The organism is Rhizobium croatiense (genome assembly GCF_019793465.1).
GTDB classification, from domain to species: Bacteria; Pseudomonadota; Alphaproteobacteria; order Rhizobiales; family Rhizobiaceae; genus Rhizobium; species Rhizobium croatiense.
Genome location: NZ_JAILYJ010000020.1, coordinates 64,183 through 82,422 on the forward strand (window position 1 = coordinate 64,183; position 18,240 = coordinate 82,422).

An 18,240-nucleotide genomic window follows, 5' to 3' on the forward strand; every position below is an offset into this window, starting at 1 on the left:
ACAGGTGAGACGGTGTGTCCAAAATTGCTGTCTATCGGACTGCCAGTGAACCACACATATTCGCCGTGTCAAGCAACCCGACACGGAGAAAAACCATGACCATTCTCGTTACCGGCGCCACAGGCAATGTCGGCCGCCAAGTCGTCGAACACCTCGTCAAGCGCGGCGCCGATGTCCGCGCTCTTGTCCGCGACCCGTCGAAGGCCGAATTCCCGGCTGGCGTCAGCGTCGCCCAAGGCGACTTCCTCGACATCGACTCCCTGCGCAACGCCATGTCGGGCGTGTCGACGCTGTTCCTCCTCAACGCCGTGGTGCCGGACGAATTCACCCAGGCTTTGATTGCGCTGAACGTCGCCCGATCGGCCGGCATCGAGCGGATCGTCTATCTCTCGGTGATCCACGCCGACATCTATGTGAACGTGCCGCATTTCGCCGGCAAGTTCGGCGTCGAGCGGATGATCGAGCAGATGGGGTTGAAGGCGACGATCCTGCGCCCGGCCTACTTCATCCAGAACGATCTGATGGTCAAGGACGTCATCACCGGCTACGGCGCCTACCCGATGCCGATCGGCGCCAAGGGTTTCGCCATGATCGACATCCGTGATATCGCCGAGATCGCCGCCCTCGAGCTGCTGCGCCGCGAACAGGCGGCAGAACCGCTGGCGCTCGAGCGGATCAACCTCGTCGGTCCGGAGACACTGAGCGGAATTGATATTGCCGCCATCTGGTCAGATGTGCTCGCCCGCCCGATCGCCTATGGCGGCGACAATACCGAAGGCTTCGAGCAGAATCTGAAGCAGTTCATGCCTGCCTGGATGGCCTACGACATGCGGCTGATGGGCGAGCGCTTCCTGACCGACGGAATGCTGCCTGAGGCCGGCGATGTCGAGCGCCTGACAAAGCTGCTCGGCCGCCCGCTGCGCTCCTACCGTGTCTTTGCCTCGCAAACCGCTGCCTCCGCTGAGGCAAACGCAACAACGATTTAACCAGAAGGGGCATTATCATGATCTATTCGACAGCCACAGTTCCGGTGAACCCGGAGGGCGAAATCCCGCTGACCCGCGCTGAGGCCTGGCAGGGCCTGGAACGCAAGGCGCGCGACGCCCGGCTTTTTCTTCCCGCCGGTCTCTGCACTCGCTGCGATGTCGTCGGGGAAAGCCCGACCCACTTCGTGCGCGAGGCGACGATTGCCGGACAGGATCTGCGCGAGATCATCACCCTGGACCAGCAAAGCAAGGTCACCTTCTTTCAGGCGACGGGCCCACGCGAGGGAGCGATCGTCAACGAGCTTTTCGAGGATGAAGATGGCCAGCTTCAGCTGCGCTTCTACTGCTACATCGGGCTGCGCGGCAAACAGCCGAACGGCCCGGAAGAGCAGGCCGAGCAGGCACAGTTCGATGGCGAAACGGGCTACAAGGCGGCCCTGCTGTCGACCCTGAAGCGGACCCGCGAACTGCTGGCAGAGGGAAAGCTCTAGCATCGCCGCAACACAAACGACAGAGCGGCTGGTCATGGGTTATCCTCGACCAGCCGCCGTGTGTCAGATACTGTGGATCCTGAAGGGAAGCGTTTGAAACGCTTCTGCGAGGCGAGCCAAGGGGTCCGGTTTCCCACCGGCGCCTTCGGCTTCATCGCCGAACTGGTTGATCAGGCGGCCCTTGCCGCGGTCACGGCAGCGAGCAGAATGCCGGCGGTCTCCACCGATGAACCGGGATTCTGCCCGGTGATGAGCAGGCCGTCCTGGACGGCATAGGACGACCAGTCGCCGCCGCTGGAATAGATGCCGCCATTCTGCTTCAACATGTCCTCGACCAGGAACGGCACCACTTCGGTCAGGCCGACGCCGCCTTCCTCGGAGTTCTTGAAACCGGTGACTTGTCTGCCCTGAACCAGCGGCGTGCCGTCGGCAGACTTGACGTGGCGCAGCACACCCGGTGCGTGGCAGACAAAGGCGACGGGCTTGCCGGCCTGATAGAGCGATTGGATGAGGGCGATCGAATTCCTGTCTTCCGCCAGATCCCAAAGCGGGCCATGGCCGCCCGGATAAAACACGGCGTCGTAATCTTCGGGAGAGACCGAAGCGAGCGTTACGGTCGAGGCGAGCACGGCCTGCGCATCAGGATCGGCATGGAAGCGGCGGGTCTGGTCGGTCTGGAAGCCGGGTTCGTCGCTCTTCGGGTCGAGAGGCGGCTGTCCGCCCTTGGGCGATGCGACGGTGATGTCGGCGCCGGCTTCGAGGAAGGCATAATAGGGGGCCGCAAACTCTTCGAGCCAGAAGCCGGTCTTCCGGCCGGTGTCGCCCAGTTCGTCGTGCGAGGTGAGAACCATGAGGATTTTCATCTGGAGATCCTTTCGAGGCAGATGTGATCGGTTGCTTTCGATGAGGGGATCATGCCTCGGTCTTTCTCATTCCGGAAATTTATTTCTTTGATTTCAGTTATGCGTTCGGCAATATATCTGGATGAAGTACGACCTCAACCTCCTGCCTGTCTTTGTGGCGCTCATGGAAGAGCGGAATGTCACGCGCGCAGCCGAACAACTGGGCATGACGCAGCCGGCCGTCTCAAACGCCTTGAACCGCCTTCGCGAGACGCTGCGCGATCCGCTGTTCATCCGCGAGCGCTACGGCATGAGGCCGACCGAGATGGCGGAGGCACTTGCTCCGGTGATCCGCGGGGCTCTGGCGAGTCTCGATGACGTCATTCTCGGCCAGCAGGCGTTCGATCCGGCGCGGGCGACACGGCAGTTCACCATCGCCCCGAACAGTTACGTCGAGTTCGTCCTGATGCCGGTGATCGTGGCGCGGCTGCGGGAATGCGCGCCCGGGATCAGGCTGCGCCTGACGCCCTTCGGCAATGATCTGGCCGAGACCGGCGCGATATCAGGGGCGACGGAAATGGTGATCGGAAGGATCGTCGAGCCGCCTGATAACATGGTCGTGCAGCATCTCATGGATGATGGGCTGGCCTGTGTCGTCCGCAGGGATCATCCCGAAATCACCGAAAGCATCTCCGAAGAACAATACCAGCGGATGCGGCATGTCAACGTGCTTCCGCCCGGTCGGATGCGCGTCGGCCTGTTCCAGATGCTGCAGCAGGCCGGTCTCAGGCGCGACGTCTCGGTCTCCGTCACTCATTTCCTGGCAGTCCCGGAAATGGTGGCCATCACCGACTATTGCGCGACACTGCCCCGACTAATCTGCCATCGCCTTGCCCGCGACCCGCGCCTCAAAATCCTCCCCGCACCTGTCGATCTCGGCAGCTTCCCGGTCGAACTGGCATGGCATGTCCGCTACCGAAACGATCCCGCCCACCGGTGGCTGAGGTCATTGATATCAGAGGTGGCAAAGGAAGTCTCCGACGCTGCGGTGGCAGAAGCGATGGCTGGAAATTGAGAGCGCGTGTTTGCCCTCGGCGGTTGCACGCGTGCCCGATCGATTGCATTGTTGTGTTCGAGATGAGGAGAATTCTATGCCGAAGGCCGTTGGAATCGGCGGTGTGTTTTTTAGGGCGGCGAACCCGGCCGGCCTGGCTGAATGGTATCAAAAGCATCTCGGTATTGACGACCTGCACAAGTCGGTATGGCAGCAGGAGGCCGGGATGACGAATTCGGGCCTTTCTCGAAGGACACTGACTATTTCGGTCGAGCGGAACAACAATGGATGGTCAATTTCCGCGTGGACGATCTCGACGGGCTGATCTCAAAGCTCACGGCAAGCGGGATCGCGGTGGAAACACGGGATGAGTGGAACTCGGAGGTAGGCCGCTTTGCCCGGATTCACGATCCCGAAGGTAACCCGGTCGAGCTGTGGGAGCCGGCGCAGGGTTGACGGCGAATGGGTCGCTCCTCGTTGGCCGCTCTCGATAGATTCACCCGCCTTCAGACTGGGAATGGGTTTCGCCACGCATCCAGTTCTTCAAGCCGTCCGTACCAGCCGAAAACTCGTCTTCGAGTTGTCGATCAGGCCGACATCAGGCTTCCCGCCGAACAACGGCTTGGTCAAGGTTTCAAACCACAGCGTTGCCCCGTGGCGGGTGCCGCGCCCCGGCTGTGGCCATGGATTCCAGGCTCAGGCCTGGAATGACGGAGGTTGGGAAGGGGGCTTCGCCGAAGGCACCACCGGCGTCGTGCATGGCGCAAGACATCCCGCCTTGGCGCGCCCTTTCTCCGCTCTAACTCTGCAGCAGGCATGGAGGAAGACGAATGAAAATCCGGAAATTCACGAAAGCCGACGTCGCGCTGGAGCGCTCCCCCGGGCAGGAGGGCGACATCTTCGTCGGCAATCTCATCGACGAGCGGCATGGCGGGCCGATCACCATCGGTTACGGGCGCTACGCCCCCGGCCAGAGCCTGACCGAAACGATGGCGGTTGACGACGTCGTGATCGTTCTGGAAGGGCGGCTTTCGATTTCGACGGAGGCCGGGACGGTGAGCGCCGGGCCGGGCGAGATCGTGTATATGCCGAAGGGCGAGACCGTGACGATCCGCTCGCATGAGGAGGGCGCATTCACCGCCTATGTCACTTATCCCCATTGGCGCCCGGCGCATTCGTAAGACGCAAGGTGACGTGATGTTTCCCGCGGCTGGCCCGGTTGATTTGACGTTGCGGGATTGACCGCACGGCGGATGGTTGCAAGGATCTCCGTCTGTCGGCAACGAGGGGTTGGCATGTCTATCGCGAGCTTACCTGCACCACCCTATTACGTTGTCTGCTTCTCATCGCAACGAACCGAGGTCGAAGACGGCTATGGTGACATCGGCGCTGCGATGGTGGAACTGGCCAAACAGCAGCCCGGATTTCTGGGTTTCGAAAGCGCCCGCCGTGCCGACGGATTCGGCATCATCAACTCTTATTGGCGGGACGAGGAAAGCATCCGGGCATGGAAAGCGGTCGTCGATCACGTCGAAGCGCAACGCCGGGGCCGGGCCGACTGGTACAGGCGTTATGAAATCCGTGTCGCGCTCGTCCAACGCGCTTATGGATTTGATGCGGAAGTTCGCAAACTGCGATGATCTTCGCCCTCGGATCGGGTGCCGTCCGTGACGGATTCAAGGCCCGTTTGCTTTTAGCGCTTCCACGAAACGGATCACGTCACCGACCATGCTATCGTTGAAGATGTCGTTGTGACCCGCACCGTCATAGATCACCATCCGCTTGGGCTCGGGTGCGAGGCGGTACAGCGCCTCGCCTGAAGAAAGCGGGATGCTGTCATCAAGCCGGCCGTGCAGGAACAACTTCGGTTGTCTGACTTTGGCTATGTTGAGGTCCGAGCGAAAGGGATCCTTGAGAAGAAACTCGACCGGCAGGAATGGGTAATGCATCTGCGCAACCGACAGAACCGACAGGTACGGAGAGACGAGGATGACGCCCACGGCCGGTCTGTTCGCGGTCGTATGGACGGCAACGCCGGTGCCGAGTGACCGGCCCAGCACGACGATCCCGCCTGCGGCCTGTGCAGAAAGCCAGTCGAATGCGGCGATGCCGTCTGTCAGCAGCCCCTTCTCGCTGGGTAAGCCGGTCGATCCGGGATAGCCGCGATAGGAAATCGCCAGCAATCCAATCCCCCGCGCGGCCAGCGCCCGTGCGAGAAACGCGTAATTGTCGACGCGGTCACCGTTTCCGAAAAAGAGCAGCACGCAGGGCTTGTCGCTGTCGCCCTGGCTGTAGAGTGCGTGAAGCAGCTCGCCGTCGGGCGTCTTAATGTGCGCCGTCTCGCCCCAAGTCGCGGGCTCCGGAAGTGGTGCGGCCCCGGCTCCAGGATAAAGCAGGGATCGCTGAGAGAGGTAGACCAGAGCGACGATCGCCATGTAGGCGATGACCGCCATCAGCGGCAGGATCAGCAGGTACCTTGTAGCGCTCACGACCAAATGGACCCGCAGTTTGCCAATGCCGGGAACGCGTTGCAGCGACCCAAGCTCGATGCCGGCGTGGTATGCTCAGCGTAGCGGCGATATTTGCACAAAGTCTTCCGATGGAGAAGAGGCCGAGACGCGGCAATCGTCCGCATGAAAGTTCGGCGTTCCCACCGTACAAGCTGACGCCGTTCTATTGGGGCCTGATCGGCGCAGATGAACCAATCCGGGGCCAAGCGGTGACCATCCGCTCGCACGAAGACGGCGCGCTCGCCACCGACGTCACCCACGCGCATTGGCGTCCGGCGCATGTTTTCGCCCGCGGCGCGTCAGCTCATATCTGTCAAGGCGTGGTCAGGCCGGGAAAGGGTTTTGCCAGGCATCCAGTTCTTCAAGCCGTCCGTACCAGGCTTGGATGTGCCGAAACTCGGCGAGGGGAATCCCGGCGGCGGTCGCATAAGGAAGTGCGGCGGCCAATGCGAAGTCCGCCACGGTCAGCGTCTTTCCGACGGCGACGCTGTTGGTGGCCAAATGACCGTCGAGCACGCGAGCATGCAGCCGAAAACTCGCCTTTGCGCCTTCGATCACCGCCACGTCAGGCTCGCCGCCGAACAACGGCTTGATCAGGGTCTCAAACCACAACGTTGCCCCGTGCAGGGTGAAATGACTGGCATCCCAGCTCAACCAGCGCAGTACGTCGATCTGCCGGTGGTCATGCGGCCAGAAATCCGATGCGACGCTGTCGGACAGCCTGCACATGATGGCGTTCGCTTCCCATAAGGTTCCGGCATCATCCTGCAGCACCGGGACTTTGCCGTTCGGGTTAAGCGCCAGGAATTCTGCGGTGCGCTGTTCGCCGCCTGCCAGGTCAACCCGGACGAAATCGACGTCGGCTTGCAGAAAACGCGCGGCGGCGCAGGCCTTCCGGGGATTGAGCGTCTCGCAATAGTAGAGCTTCATCGCCGCCTTATGCATGGTTCGTCCTCTCGGATTCGGTTCGAAGAAAAACGCTCAACCGCTCGAAGCTTTGCGACCAGCCGGCTTCATGTCCCTCAAGCGACGATGCGCTCTCAAACCCACTTTGGCGAAAGGTCATTTCCGTGCCTCCGTCGCTTTCCCTAAAGGTGATGGTGACGAGTGTTTCCGGGCTGTTTTCGCCAGTTCCGCGCTCCCAGGCATGGGTGAAGACAAGCCTGTGCGGCGGCTCGACCTCCAGATATTTTCCACTCACCCAATGCTCCTCTCCATCTGGTGCAATCAGGCAGGCGCGGTGTCTACCGCCGGGCCAGGCTTCAAGTCTGTCGCCCACCGCCTTGAAACCGTGAGGACCGCACCATTGGGCCATGGCCTGCGGGTCGGTCCATGCCCTGAAAACGAGATCGCATGGGGCATCAAACCTCCGCACAATAACCAGGTCGCGGCTGTTGTCGGGGTCGGTCTCCGGATTAGTCATTTTCGTATCCTTGTACCTTGGACAGATAGTCATCGAGACGATCGAAGCTTTGATCCCAGAAGCGTCTGTAATCGGCCATCCAATCCGCAATCGTCTTCAGCGCGGCCGGCTCGAGGACGCGCGGACGCGAATTCGCTTCACGGCCGGAGCGGATCAAACCGGCTTGTTCCAGGACTTTGAGATGCTTTGATATGGCGGGCTGAGACAACGCGAAGGGATCAGCGAGTTCGGCCACGGTCGCCTTGCCCTTCGCAAGACGCCCGAGAATTGCCCGCCTCGTGGGGTCGGCGAGTGCGGAAAAAATCGCATCGAGCTTGTCATCCATATATCACCATCTAGCTATATAGCCATATGGATATATTCTCGGCGGCGAGATGTCAAAGGGAATTTGCGCCCGTGACCGGCGGCTTTCGCTTCCGCCGGCTTCTCCTGATCACGGAACAAAATCCCCCATGGCGATGTTGGTATGGCGATAAGCTCAAGACCATGGGAGGAAACCATGCATAAGTCTCTTCAGTTCATACTGGTCGGCCTGGCCGCCATGAGCGGGCTGACCATCGCGCCGACCATTGCCGCCGCGCAGGATATGGAGTTGCGAATCGGCCCCGGTGGGGTCGGTGTTTACGACCGAGACCGAGACCGCGACCGTTACGACCGCTACGACCGCCGCCGGCCGCGCGGCTGCGATCCCGATGACGCGCTCGACATTGCCCGCAGCGAAGGCCTTCGCCGCGCCCAGATCGTCCGCATGTCACCGCGCAGCATCGTTGTCCAGGGAATGACGCGCCGCGGGCCGGAACGGATGGTCTTCGCCAACCGGCGCGGCTGCCCGGAAATCTGACCGTACGAAAATGAAACCGGCCGCCCGGACGCCTCAGCGCGACATTGCTTCTCGCAACGTCGGCTGGCCGAGCGTGGACGGAAGCGGTTTTCCCGTCTTATTACCGAACAACAGATGGAGCGGTTCGTCTGAACCGCGCTGACAATCACCGGAGGAATTCATCATGATGAGTGGTCAATTGAAGGCGCTTCTCGCCGTTCTTGCCGTTGCCGGCTACCAGAACAGGGACAAGATCGGCGAGCTCCTGTGCGGCCTGCAGAACCCGCAGCAAGCCGGCGCGGGAGGCCAGCAGCCGGGCGGGCTCGGCGGTATTCTCGGCAGGCTCGGCGGTTCCGGCGGCTTGGGTGGCCTTCTCGGCGGCCTGACCTCCGGCGGCATCGTCAGCGGCGGTCTCGGCGATCTCCTGAAGACGTTTCAGCAGAACGGCCACGGCGACAAGATGGAATCCTGGGTCCGCCCCGGCCAGAATGCCGACATCAATGACGGCGAGCTTGCCGAAGCGCTCGGTCCGGAAGTTTTGAACGAGATCGCCAGGAATACCGGCCTGTCGCACGAGGAGATCCTCGGCCGGCTGCGCCGCGATCTGCCCAAGGCCGTCGACGATCTGACGCCGGAAGGGAAGGTGCCGAGCGAAGAGGAAGCGTTCCTGTCTTCGGCGAGCCATGCGACAAGTTCCGGGCGGCCGAGCGGCGTCTAGGCGCTTTCATTCGGCCGTCCCGCGGGCATCGCTGAAACGCCCTTGCGAGATCGCCACCATCTCTCAGGTTTGAACCGCAGCGATCGCTTCGCGCTCCGTCTTCCTCGGGCTTGACCTGAGAACCCAAGCACGTCTCCACCGCCGTTGGGCATGGATCCCAGGCTCAAGGCCTGGGATGACGGAGGGTGGGGGGCGTGGGTGGCAGACACGGTCGGGACGCGAACATGACCTAGAGCCGTCGGGAAGATGCGGGCTGAGCACGGCGAGGGCGAGTTTTCCCTCATGCGTCGCTGAATTTGCCGTACAGGTCGCCCCACGCTCCGTCTTCCTCGGGCTTGACCCGAGGATCCAAGCACGTCTCCCAGGCCACTGGGTATGGATCCCAGCTCAAGGCCTGGGATAACGGAAGGTGGGGTGGCGTGGGTGCCAGACACCGCCGGATGCGAACATGACATCGGGCGACCGGCCTTGGTCTGCCCTGACACGCCAAGAGCTCTACTTTCCCAAGTGCTTGCGAAGAAACGTGTACACCGTGCGGATGGATTTTCCTGCGGCGTCACGATCGTATTTTTCGATATGGCCCAATACCCGCTTTCCCCCGGTGAACTCCGGGGCATCGAAACCGTGATACCTGCCCTTGTAGATATTGAGCTCGATCGGCGGGCCATTGTCGCTCAGGCCGGCGAGCCTCTTCTGGCATCGTTCGGGCCGGCTCCAATTGTCCCGTTCGCCTGTTAAAATCAGGGTCGGCACCGTCGCATCGCCCCGGTCTGCGTCACAGGCGGGATAATAGGCAATCGCCGCCCGGAATTTGCGCTCCACAAGCTGCTCGTATCCGTCGATTTTCGTGGCATCCAGCGTTGCCGTGCCGCCCGCCGAAAAGCCCATCAAGGCTACGCGTCGGGCATCGACAAAGCCTGTTTCCGACAGGAATTCCAAAGCGCCATAGGCGTCGAAAACGCGATCGGGAACATGGCTTCGACACGCGTCCTTGATGTTGCGGCTGGTGAAGCTGTCGACAATCAGCACCACGTAACCCCATGAGACCAGCCGTTTCGGCCAAAGCTCCCTGACGCTCGAACGCAGGTGATCGCATCCATGCATGACGACGATCGCCGGGAAGGGACCATCGCCCCGAGGCCGGGTCAAATATCCGAGCAGCGGCGTGCCTTGCGGCTGAGGGAGAATTTCCCCCAGTTCCCGGGCTTTGCGGATTCGAAACGGGCTCAGCTTCACCGGCACGCTTTCGAACCGCACCAATTCCTCGGCATCAGCCGGCTTTTCAGCCAGCGTGACGCCAAGAAAAGTGAAGAAGCTCAGAAAAAGTCTCGCGGTTTTCACAGGCTCCTCCACCCGTGTTATCGACGGCCTGCTGCTAATATAATCCTCGATGACCATGGATGGTATCGGTTGCCGTCCGAGGATCCACGTTGGTCTCCATCAGGACTGGGCATAGATCCCAGGCTCAAGGCCTGGGATGACGGAGAGTGGGGCGGTGGCGTTTTGCCAAACCTGCCGGAGCAACGGGTGGAATCTGGCGTCCACCTGGGTCGAGAAGGCTCGATTTTACACTGGCGTGAGACCGATAATCAACGCTTGATCACCCCCTGAGAGATCATTTATCACTACCGTAAATCCAAGCTGCGAATATTGAATCCAGAGGTGATATCGGCGATCAGTCGGTATCGCTCTTCGATCGCATGAGTCATTCGCCAAGACTTTCTGGCCAGCGCCATCATACACCACCCGGATTTGCCTCAGAGCTCACCCCTTGCTCCGTCCTCCTCGGGCTTGACCCGAGGATCCACGTTGGCCTCCATCAGGAGCGGGTATGGATCCCAGGCTCAAGGCCTGGGATGACGGAGGGTGGGGGAGCATTTCACCAAATCCGCAGCCGGAGCAGGGGGTGGAATTCTGGCGTCCGCTTGGTCGAGAAGGCTCGATTTTACACTGGTGCGTGACTACACCGGTTTTGAAGTAATATCGAGGCGAATTCCGCGCTTGAAAGCGCTTGATCACCCCCAAGCAGGTCAGTTAACACTACTGTAAATCCAGGCTGCGAGATTTGTCGTCCTCCGGTCGAAGGCGCCTTTCGTCAAGGCTTGCGAGGCGGCCAGCGTCATTGAGCCACCACAGTGGGTTTGCCACAGAGCTCACCCCTTGCTCCGTCATCCTCGGGCTTGACCCGAGGATCCACGTTGGCCCCCATCAGAACCGGGCATGGATCCTCGGCACAAGGCCGAGGATGACGGAGGGTAGGGTGGCGTTTCACCAAATCCGCAGCCGGCGCAGCCCATGGAATTCTGGCGTCCACCTGGTCGAGAAGGCTCGATTTCACCCTGGCGCGAGACCGACAATCAGCGCTTGATCACCCCCCGGCAGATCATTTATCACTGCCGTAAATCCAAGCTGCGAAATTTTAATCGAGAGGTGATGTCGACGCTCAAGTCGGCGTCGACTTTCGGTCTCGCGCCTCTTCAGATCATCGTTGATCCCGCCATATTTGTCCGCCTGAGCCCCCATGTTCGATCATATCGGGATCGAGCCGCATCGGCATGGACACCCTCACAAGGAGAACTGCAATGGACGCCTCGATTGCTCCGGCCTCGCGGGCAGCGGTGGTCACACCGAATGACGGTGCGATTGTCGGTGCGCGTGCGCTTTATATCGGCACGGCGGGCGATGTGGCGATTGCGCCGCGCCGCGACATGGATCCTGTCATCTTCAAGAGCGTGCCGGCCGGGACGATCCTGCCGGTTCATGCGGCGATCGTGGCGCTGACCGGGACGACGGCGTCCAATATCGTCGCGCTGTTCTGAACGTTCAGACGCGGATCCCATGGGCAGACCGATCAAGTTCAGCCAGGCGCTGGCCGAGAAGATCTGCGATCGCATTGCCGACCGGGAAAGCCTGCGGTCGATCTGCCGGGATGAGGCTATGCCGGCGAAATCGACGGTGCTCTCCTGGCTGGCGGACGAGGACAAGGCGGCGTTTCGGGCGCGTTATGCGCTGGCCCGCGAGATCCTCGCCGACGGCTTCGTCGATGAACTGGTCGAGATTGCCGACAACAGCAGCGATGACTGGATCGAGAAGAAGAATGCGAGCGGCGAAACCACCGGCTGGCAGGAGAATGGCGAGGCGATAAGGCGCTCGCAGCTGCGCATCGCCACCCGCCAGTGGGTTGCCGAGAAGCTGCGGCCGAAGAAATACGGCGCCAAGATCGAGCCCGAACAGGGTGTCACTGGCGAAGTCTCGCAACTGCTGGAAGATATCAATGGCAAGACGCGCGGACTTCCAAACGGCGGTTGACCGGTTTTCCGACTGGCGCTGGCGGCTGAACAATCTCTACTGGATCACCGACAAGGCGGGCAAACGCGTCCGGTTCGAAATGAACCTGATGCAGATGACCTTTTTCGAGGAGATGCATTATCTCAACGTGCTCCTGAAGGCCCGCCAGCTGGGTCTGACCACCTTCATCCAGATCTTCATGCTCGATGCCTGCGTCTTCAACCGGGACATCAGGGCGGGCACCATCGCCCATACGCTCGGCGACGTGCAGACGATTTTCCGGGACAAGATCAAATATCCCTATGACAATCTGCCGGAAGGCATCCGCAATGCCGTGCCTGTTGTCAGGACCAACCAGACCGAACTGCTGCTCGCCAACAATTCGAGCATCCGCGTTGGCACTTCGCTGCGCTCGGGAACGCTGCAGTACCTTCACATTTCGGAATATGGAAAGCTCTGCGCCAAATATCCCGACAAGGCGCGGGAAGTTAGGACTGGCGCGCTGAATACGGTGCAGGCCGGCCAGCTGGTCTTCGTCGAGAGCACGGCGGAAGGCCAGGAGGGGCATTTTTACTCGCTCTGCGAGGATGCCCAGGTCAAGCATCGCCAGGCGGCGAAGCTGACCGAGCTCGACTTCAAGTTCCATTTCTTCCCCTGGTGGAAGGAGCCGCACTATGCGATCGCGCCCGAGGGCGTCATCATCAGCGACGGTTTCGCCAAATATTTCCGTGAGCTTGCCGAGCAGGGCATCGAACTGACGGAGGGCCAGAAGGCCTGGTACGTCAAGAAGGCCGAGATCCAGCTCGGCGACATGAAGCGCGAATATCCCTCGACGCCGGCCGAAGCCTTCGAAGCAAGCGTCGAAGGCGCCTATTACGCCGATCAGATGGCGGTGGCGGACGCTGAGGAGCGCATCGGGGTTTTCCCGCATGTCGACGGATATCCGGTCCACACCATCTCCGATATCGGCATGGACGATGCCAACAGCGTCTGGCTGTTCCAGGTGCTGCCCGGCCGTGTGAGGATGATCGGCTATTTCGAGCATACCGGCACCGGCATGGACGGCATGCTCGACGAGCTCGAGCGGCGCGCGGCCGACAATGGCTATGTCTATGGCGTCCACAACATGCCGCACGACATCAAGGTGCGGGAATGGACGCGCGGCGGCATGACCCGCATCGAAATCATGCTGAAAGAGGTGAGGGCGCGCGGTCTCGGCACGGTGCGCAAGGTCGAGCGCGCCTATGTCCATGACCGCATCAACGGCACCCGGCGCATATTGGCAAAGGTCGAGTTCGACCAGGCCGGCTGCGCCGACGGCATCAAATGCCTGCGCAATTACCGCAAGGATTGGGACGAGGATCTCGGCGTCTTCCGCAACGAGCCGCTGCACAACTGGGCCTCGCATGGGGCGGATGCTTTCGGCGGTCTGGCGATCATCTTCACCGGCCTGGCGCCCGAACCGCTGAAGCCCGAGCCCAAGCGGCTGCCGACGTTCCAGACGATGACCTTCAACGAATTTGCCGATGCCACCCCCAGATCCAGCGAGCGTGTTTGATGGAAGACGAGATAACGGCTTTTGAGGGCGAGCAGCGCTGGGATCCGGCGAAGGTCGGCGCCCATTGGCAGCAGGAGCTCGAACGCGCTCAGCGCTATTTCAAATCCTGGCATGACCGCTGCGTCAAGATCGAGAAGATCTATCTCGACCAGCAATCGGACCAGACGAGCGCGGCCAAGCGCCGCTTTCCGATGCTCTGGGCCAATACCGCGGTGCTGCAGCCGGCCGTCTATGCCCGCGTGCCGCAGCCGGTCGTCGAGCGCCGCTTCAAGGATGCCGATCCGGTGGCGCGCATCGCCTCCGAGCTCGTCGAGCGCAATCTCGCCTATGCCGGCGACGAGGCCGATCTCGATTCGATCATGCGGGCGGTGCGCGACGATTTCCTGCTCTGCGCCCGCGGCACGGTCTGGCTGCGCTACGAGGCCGATTTCGAGCCGCTCGACATGGGTGTGGCGCCCTCGGATCCGCGGGCGGATGGCCTGTCCGGCGAGATCGGCGGCCCGTCGCTGGAGGTGATCGCCGACGAGCGCGTCTGCATCGATTACGTCCACTGGTCGGATTTCCTGCATTCGCCGGCGCGCCGCTGGAAGGATGTCACCTGGGTGGCGCGGCGCGTGCCGATGACCGACGAGGAGATGGAAAAACGCTTCGGCCGTGAGGCGATGGCCTCGGGGGCGGCGCAAGCGGCGGCGAGCGGCAGAGGCGCCAGCCAGTCCGAGCGCGCCGAGAACGAAGGCAAGACCCATGTCTGGGAAATCTGGTGCAAGGGCGAGAACTATACCGTCTGGATCGCCGAGGGTTCGCCCGTGGCGCTCGAAGTCTCCGAGCCACCGCTGGAGCTGGCGCATTTCTGGCCTTGTCCGCGCCCGGCCTATGGCACGGTCTCGACCAGCTCGCTGATCCCGGTTCCCGACTATGTCTATTACCAGCAGCAATGCGACGAGATCGATCTTCTGACCAAGCGCATCAACAAGCTGACCGATCAGCTGCGGCTGAAGGTCTTTTATCCCTCCGGCGACGGCGCGATCTCGCCGGCGATCGAGAAGGCGATGCGGCCTGAAAACGACATGGTCATGGTGCCGATCCCGGAATGGGCGGCTTTCACCGACAAGGGCGGCTCGAAAGCGGTCGTGACATTGCCGATCGACGAGGTGCAGAAGGTCATCGTCGCCTGCATGGCGGCGCGCAAGCAGCTGATCGAGGACGTCTACCAGATCACCGGCATTTCTGACATCGTGCGCGGCGATACGCAGGCGTCGGAGACGGCGACGGCGCAGCGCATCAAGAGCCAGTGGGGCTCGATCCGCATCCGCGACCGCCAGGCCGAGCTGGCCCGCTTTGCCCGTGACATCATCCGGCTTGCCGGCGAAATCATCTGCGACCAGTTCCAGCCGGAGACGCTGATGCTGGTCAGCGGCATCAAGCTGCCGACGATGGCTCAGAAGCAGCAGGTCGAAATGCAGATGCAGCAGATGCAGATGGCGGCGCAGCAGACGGCGATGCGGGCCGAGCAGATGGGCCAGCCGGCCCAGTCGTCCCCCGAAATGGCGCCGCCCGAATTGCCGCCGCAGCTGCAGCAGATGATGGGGCAGCCGACGATCGACGAGGTGGTGCAGCTCCTGCGCAATGACAGCATTCGCGGCTTCCAGATCGAGATCGAAACGGATTCGACGATCGAGCCGGACGAGGACGCCGAAAAGCAGCGCCGCATGGAATTCGTGCAGATGGTCGGCGGCTTCATGCAGCAGGCCGGCGCCATGGCGCAGCAGAGCCCGATGCTGGTGCCCGTTATGGTCGAGACGCTGCTCTTTGCCGCCCGCGGCTTCAGGGCCGGCCGTCAGCTGGAAAGCATGTTGGAGCAGGTGGGGGGCCAGCTCTCCCAGGCTGCCAGCGCGCCAAAACCGGAGCCGCAGCCTTCGCCGGCCGAGATGCTCAAGCTGAAGACGGCCGAGGTGAAGGCCGGCGCCGAACAGCGCAAGGCCGAACTCGGCGTGGCGCAGGCCGAGATCGAGCATCGCGCCGTGGTCGAACAGGCGCGCGGCGAGATGGCAGCGCAGGCTTTGCAGCAGATCCAAGCGCAGCCGGGCTATCAATGAACGGGGTTGAGGCATGAGAGAACGTTATTGCCGCGTCTGCGGCGGCTGGCACGCACTCGACAAATGGCCGCACAACTGCATGCCGGCGCAGAACCTGGCCCGGTCGGATCTGCCGGCGCCGCATTTCGTCAGCGACAGCATCGAGATCCAGTCGATGCATGACGGCCGGCATTACACTTCGAAAGCCAAGCTTCGTTCCGCTTACCGGGCAGCCGGGGTGATCGAGATCGGCAATGAGAAGCCGCAGCCGATCGAAAAACCCAAGGCGGACCGGAAGGCGATCCGCAACGAATTGCGGCGGGTCTACGCCGAATACAATGCCTGACGCATGTCGCCCGGAAGTGTGCAGCGGTTCCGGGACAACGACATGCACAAAGGCTTAAACGGGCATCAATCCCCGAAATAGGAACTTTCCCCATGGATATGGAAGACTTCAACGAGGCCGGCAACGGCAGCGACGATTTTGATGTGTCCGGCGAGAAGCCGGTCAGCATCCGCGACAGCCTGAAGGCGGCGATCGACACCGTCGAAGGCACAGGGCCGGACGATATCCCGGCCCGGCCGCGCGACGGCGAAAACGGCCGCTTCCTGGCCAAAGGGCAGGAGCAGGCCGTCGCCCAGCAGACGCCGCAGGCGCAGAGCCGGGAGCAGGGCGGCGAACAGCCGGCCGCCGTCGGCAACCGGGTTCCGCCCGGCTGGTCGGCGGAGGCCAAGGCGCATTTCACGAGCCTGCCGAGCGAAGTGCAGGCGGCGATCGCCAAGCGTGAGCAGGAGGTCGATCGCGGCTTCCGCGTGCTGCAGGATTACAAGGGGCTGGAGGAATTCACCCCGATCGTCCGCCGGGCCGGCATGACCCATGCCGATGTCATGCGCCGGGCGATCGACTGGGAAAACGCGCTGATCCGCGATCCCGTCAACACCGTCCTTCACGTCGCCAAGGTGGCCGGGGTCAATCTTCACGCCCTGGTCAATGGGCAGGCGGGAGAGGCCCTGCAGCGCCAGCAGGCAGGGCGTGAGCCTCAACGCCAGACCGGCCCGATCAATGTCGAGGCCACGGTCGAACATGTTTTGCGCAAGAGGGACACCGAAACTCAAGTCGATGCCTTTCTTTCCGATCCGGCCAATGCGCATGCCGAAGACGTTCTCGACGACATGGTCGCCCTTATCAATGCGGGGCGGGCATCGACACTTCAGGACGCCTACGACGCCGCATGTTGGATGCGACCGGACATTCGCCAGCAGTTGATCAGCCAGACTGCGCCGGCCTTCGTCCGAGAACAGCATGCCCAGAGGGCCGCAGCGGCAGATCAAGCCCGCCGCGCCTCGCGATCCATCTCTGGCTCTTCCGCGCCGGGCCCGACCCGCGATGCGGCAAGAGGCCAGCCCACCTCCATCCGCGACTCGCTGCGCGACGCCATGCGTTTTTCGCGCAGCCAAGTCTGATCAAAGGCCAAGTCTGATCAAAGGAACGATCGATGCCCATTTCGCCCAATCTCTCTGAAATCGTCACCACGACGCTGCGCAACCGCAGCGGCACGGTCGCCGACGACGTGACGAAGAACAACGGTCTTCTCACCCGTCTCAACAGCCGCGGCCGCAAGAAGCCCGTCTCCGGCGGCCGCACCATCGTCCAGGAACTGCAGTACCAGGAGAACAGCACCTTCAAGCGCTATTCCGGCTATGACATCCTGAACGTGCAGCCCTCCGACGTCATCACCGCCGCCGAATACGACCTGAAGCAGGCGGCGGTCGCCGTCTCGATGTCCGGCCTCGAACAGCTGCAGAACTCCGGCGAGGATGCGATCCTCGACCTGCTGGAGCAGCGCATCGAGAATGCCGAGACGACGCTGAAGAACAATATCGCGCTCGACTGCTATTCCGACGGCACAGCCGATGGCGGTCGTCAGATCGGCGGCCTGCAGCTGTTGATCTCGACCTCGCCGACCTCGGGCACCGTCGGCGGCATCTCGCGCGCCACCTGGGGTTTCTGGCGCAACCAGAAATTCTCGGCCTCGGCCGATGGCGGCGCGGCGGCCACCAATGCCAACATCCAGAGCTATATGAACCGGCTCTATATGTCCTGCGTGCGCGGCTCCGACGCCCCCGATCTCGTCGTTGCCGACAACAACTTCTTCCGCCTCTACTGGGAATCGCTGCAGGCGATCCAGCGCATCACCTCGGCGGATAAGGGCATGGCCGGCTTCCAGTCGCTGCAATACATGGGCGCCGACGTGATCTTCGACGGCGGCTTCGGCGGCGGCGCGCCTTCCAACCAGATGTTCTTCCTGAACACGAAATACCTGTTCTACCGCCCGCACCGCGACCGCGACATGGCGCCGATCGGCGACGAGCGCATGAACACCAATCAGGATGCCTTCGTGCAGCTGATGGGCTTTGCCGGCAACCTCACCATGAACAACGCCTTCCTGCAGGGCGTGCTGTTCGCCTGATCGA

Annotated in this window: 20 protein-coding genes and 2 pseudogenes; 15 read left to right on the top strand and 7 right to left on the bottom strand. The window is 62.1% G+C overall.

Annotation, left to right across the window (positions count from 1 at the left end):
• Positions 1 to 95: 95 nt before the first annotated feature.
• Positions 96 to 986 carry an SDR family oxidoreductase gene (locus tag K6M89_RS26425; protein ID WP_222141557.1) on the top strand — a complete coding sequence of 297 codons (891 nt, stop codon included), beginning with the start codon at positions 96 to 98 and terminating at the stop codon, positions 984 to 986.
• Between the two features lie 17 nt (positions 987 to 1,003).
• Complete coding sequence (locus tag K6M89_RS26430; protein WP_222141558.1) at positions 1,004 to 1,477, top strand: AtaL-like protein; 474 nt, start codon at positions 1,004 to 1,006, stop codon at positions 1,475 to 1,477.
• A gap of 170 nt (positions 1,478 to 1,647) precedes the next feature.
• Here the strand turns inward: K6M89_RS26430 and K6M89_RS26435 are convergent, their stop codons facing one another.
• Positions 1,648 to 2,340: a type 1 glutamine amidotransferase domain-containing protein gene (locus K6M89_RS26435; protein WP_222141559.1), complete on the bottom strand. Its 693-nt coding sequence runs from the start codon at positions 2,338 to 2,340 to the stop codon at positions 1,648 to 1,650.
• A gap of 121 nt (positions 2,341 to 2,461) precedes the next feature.
• Between K6M89_RS26435 and K6M89_RS26440 the strand changes: the two genes are divergently transcribed.
• Both K6M89_RS26440 and K6M89_RS26445 read left to right on the top strand, forming a co-directional pair.
• Positions 2,462 to 3,394: a LysR family transcriptional regulator gene (locus K6M89_RS26440; RefSeq protein WP_222141560.1), complete on the top strand. Its 933-nt coding sequence runs from the start codon at positions 2,462 to 2,464 to the stop codon at positions 3,392 to 3,394.
• Between the two features lie 76 nt (positions 3,395 to 3,470).
• A pseudogene (locus K6M89_RS26445) lies at positions 3,471 to 3,829 on the top strand (VOC family protein).
• A 50-nt stretch (positions 3,830 to 3,879) separates the two neighbouring features.
• On the opposite strand, the pseudogene K6M89_RS31220 reads toward K6M89_RS26445, so the two are convergent.
• Positions 3,880 to 4,066: pseudogene (locus K6M89_RS31220) on the bottom strand (glutathione S-transferase family protein); the annotation flags it as partial.
• A 137-nt stretch (positions 4,067 to 4,203) separates the two neighbouring features.
• Between K6M89_RS31220 and K6M89_RS26450 the strand changes: the two are divergent.
• Positions 4,204 to 4,554 carry a EutQ-related cupin domain-containing protein gene (locus tag K6M89_RS26450; RefSeq protein WP_222141561.1) on the top strand — a complete coding sequence of 117 codons (351 nt, stop codon included), beginning with the start codon at positions 4,204 to 4,206 and terminating at the stop codon, positions 4,552 to 4,554.
• Positions 4,555 to 4,668: 114 nt separating this feature from the next.
• Positions 4,669 to 5,013, top strand: a complete 345-nt coding sequence (locus tag K6M89_RS26455; protein ID WP_222141562.1) for an antibiotic biosynthesis monooxygenase family protein — start codon at positions 4,669 to 4,671, stop codon at positions 5,011 to 5,013.
• Positions 5,014 to 5,049: 36 nt separating this feature from the next.
• Here the strand turns inward: K6M89_RS26455 and K6M89_RS26460 are convergent, their stop codons facing one another.
• From K6M89_RS26460 to K6M89_RS26475, 4 genes are all read right to left on the bottom strand, one after another.
• On the bottom strand, positions 5,050 to 5,862 hold the full coding sequence (locus K6M89_RS26460; RefSeq protein WP_222141563.1) for an alpha/beta hydrolase: 813 nt from the start codon (positions 5,860 to 5,862) through the stop codon (positions 5,050 to 5,052).
• 345 nt (positions 5,863 to 6,207) lie between these two features.
• Positions 6,208 to 6,828, bottom strand: coding sequence for a glutathione S-transferase family protein (locus K6M89_RS26465; RefSeq protein ID WP_222141564.1), 621 nt, complete (start codon positions 6,826 to 6,828; stop codon positions 6,208 to 6,210).
• Positions 6,821 to 7,306, bottom strand: coding sequence for an SRPBCC family protein (locus tag K6M89_RS26470; protein ID WP_222141565.1), 486 nt, complete (start codon positions 7,304 to 7,306; stop codon positions 6,821 to 6,823). Before K6M89_RS26470 ends, K6M89_RS26465 begins: the two co-directional genes overlap by 8 nt.
• On the bottom strand, positions 7,299 to 7,631 hold the full coding sequence (locus tag K6M89_RS26475; protein ID WP_097582693.1) for an ArsR/SmtB family transcription factor: 333 nt from the start codon (positions 7,629 to 7,631) through the stop codon (positions 7,299 to 7,301). The genes K6M89_RS26470 and K6M89_RS26475 overlap by 8 nt, the downstream gene beginning before the upstream one ends.
• A 174-nt stretch (positions 7,632 to 7,805) precedes the next feature.
• On the opposite strand from K6M89_RS26475, the gene K6M89_RS26480 reads away from it, so the two are divergent.
• Together K6M89_RS26480 and K6M89_RS26485 are read left to right on the top strand one after the other, a co-directional pair.
• Positions 7,806 to 8,147 carry a hypothetical protein gene (locus tag K6M89_RS26480; protein ID WP_222141566.1) on the top strand — a complete coding sequence of 114 codons (342 nt, stop codon included), beginning with the start codon at positions 7,806 to 7,808 and terminating at the stop codon, positions 8,145 to 8,147.
• Between the two features lie 163 nt (positions 8,148 to 8,310).
• Positions 8,311 to 8,844: a YidB family protein gene (locus tag K6M89_RS26485; RefSeq protein WP_222141567.1), complete on the top strand. Its 534-nt coding sequence runs from the start codon at positions 8,311 to 8,313 to the stop codon at positions 8,842 to 8,844.
• 495 nt (positions 8,845 to 9,339) lie between these two features.
• Here K6M89_RS26485 and K6M89_RS26490 read toward each other — a convergent pair whose 3' ends face one another.
• The gene (locus K6M89_RS26490; protein ID WP_222141568.1) at positions 9,340 to 10,242 is read right to left on the bottom strand and encodes a dienelactone hydrolase family protein; all 903 of its coding nucleotides are present in this window, start codon (positions 10,240 to 10,242) and stop codon (positions 9,340 to 9,342) included.
• Positions 10,243 to 11,426: 1,184 nt separating this feature from the next.
• On the opposite strand from K6M89_RS26490, the gene K6M89_RS26495 reads away from it, so the two are divergent.
• The 7 genes from K6M89_RS26495 (at position 11,427) to K6M89_RS26525 (ending at position 18,236) form a co-directional block, all read left to right on the top strand.
• Positions 11,427 to 11,663: a spike base protein, RCAP_Rcc01079 family gene (locus K6M89_RS26495; RefSeq protein ID WP_222141569.1), complete on the top strand. Its 237-nt coding sequence runs from the start codon at positions 11,427 to 11,429 to the stop codon at positions 11,661 to 11,663.
• A gap of 19 nt (positions 11,664 to 11,682) precedes the next feature.
• On the top strand, positions 11,683 to 12,153 hold the full coding sequence (locus tag K6M89_RS26500) for a terminase small subunit-like protein (protein WP_097582701.1): 471 nt from the start codon (positions 11,683 to 11,685) through the stop codon (positions 12,151 to 12,153).
• The gene (locus K6M89_RS26505; RefSeq protein ID WP_222141570.1) at positions 12,119 to 13,690 is read left to right on the top strand and encodes a terminase large subunit; all 1,572 of its coding nucleotides are present in this window, start codon (positions 12,119 to 12,121) and stop codon (positions 13,688 to 13,690) included. Before K6M89_RS26500 ends, K6M89_RS26505 begins: the two co-directional genes overlap by 35 nt.
• Positions 13,690 to 15,786: a hypothetical protein gene (locus K6M89_RS26510; RefSeq protein ID WP_222141571.1), complete on the top strand. Its 2,097-nt coding sequence runs from the start codon at positions 13,690 to 13,692 to the stop codon at positions 15,784 to 15,786. Before K6M89_RS26505 ends, K6M89_RS26510 begins: the two co-directional genes overlap by 1 nt.
• A gap of 13 nt (positions 15,787 to 15,799) precedes the next feature.
• Positions 15,800 to 16,111, top strand: a complete 312-nt coding sequence (locus tag K6M89_RS26515; RefSeq protein WP_222141572.1) for a hypothetical protein — start codon at positions 15,800 to 15,802, stop codon at positions 16,109 to 16,111.
• Between the two features lie 92 nt (positions 16,112 to 16,203).
• Positions 16,204 to 17,229 carry a hypothetical protein gene (locus K6M89_RS26520; protein WP_222141573.1) on the top strand — a complete coding sequence of 342 codons (1,026 nt, stop codon included), beginning with the start codon at positions 16,204 to 16,206 and terminating at the stop codon, positions 17,227 to 17,229.
• Between the two features lie 32 nt (positions 17,230 to 17,261).
• Complete coding sequence (locus tag K6M89_RS26525) at positions 17,262 to 18,236, top strand: phage major capsid protein (RefSeq protein ID WP_011424439.1); 975 nt, start codon at positions 17,262 to 17,264, stop codon at positions 18,234 to 18,236.
• The last annotated feature ends 4 nt before the right edge of the window (positions 18,237 to 18,240 follow it).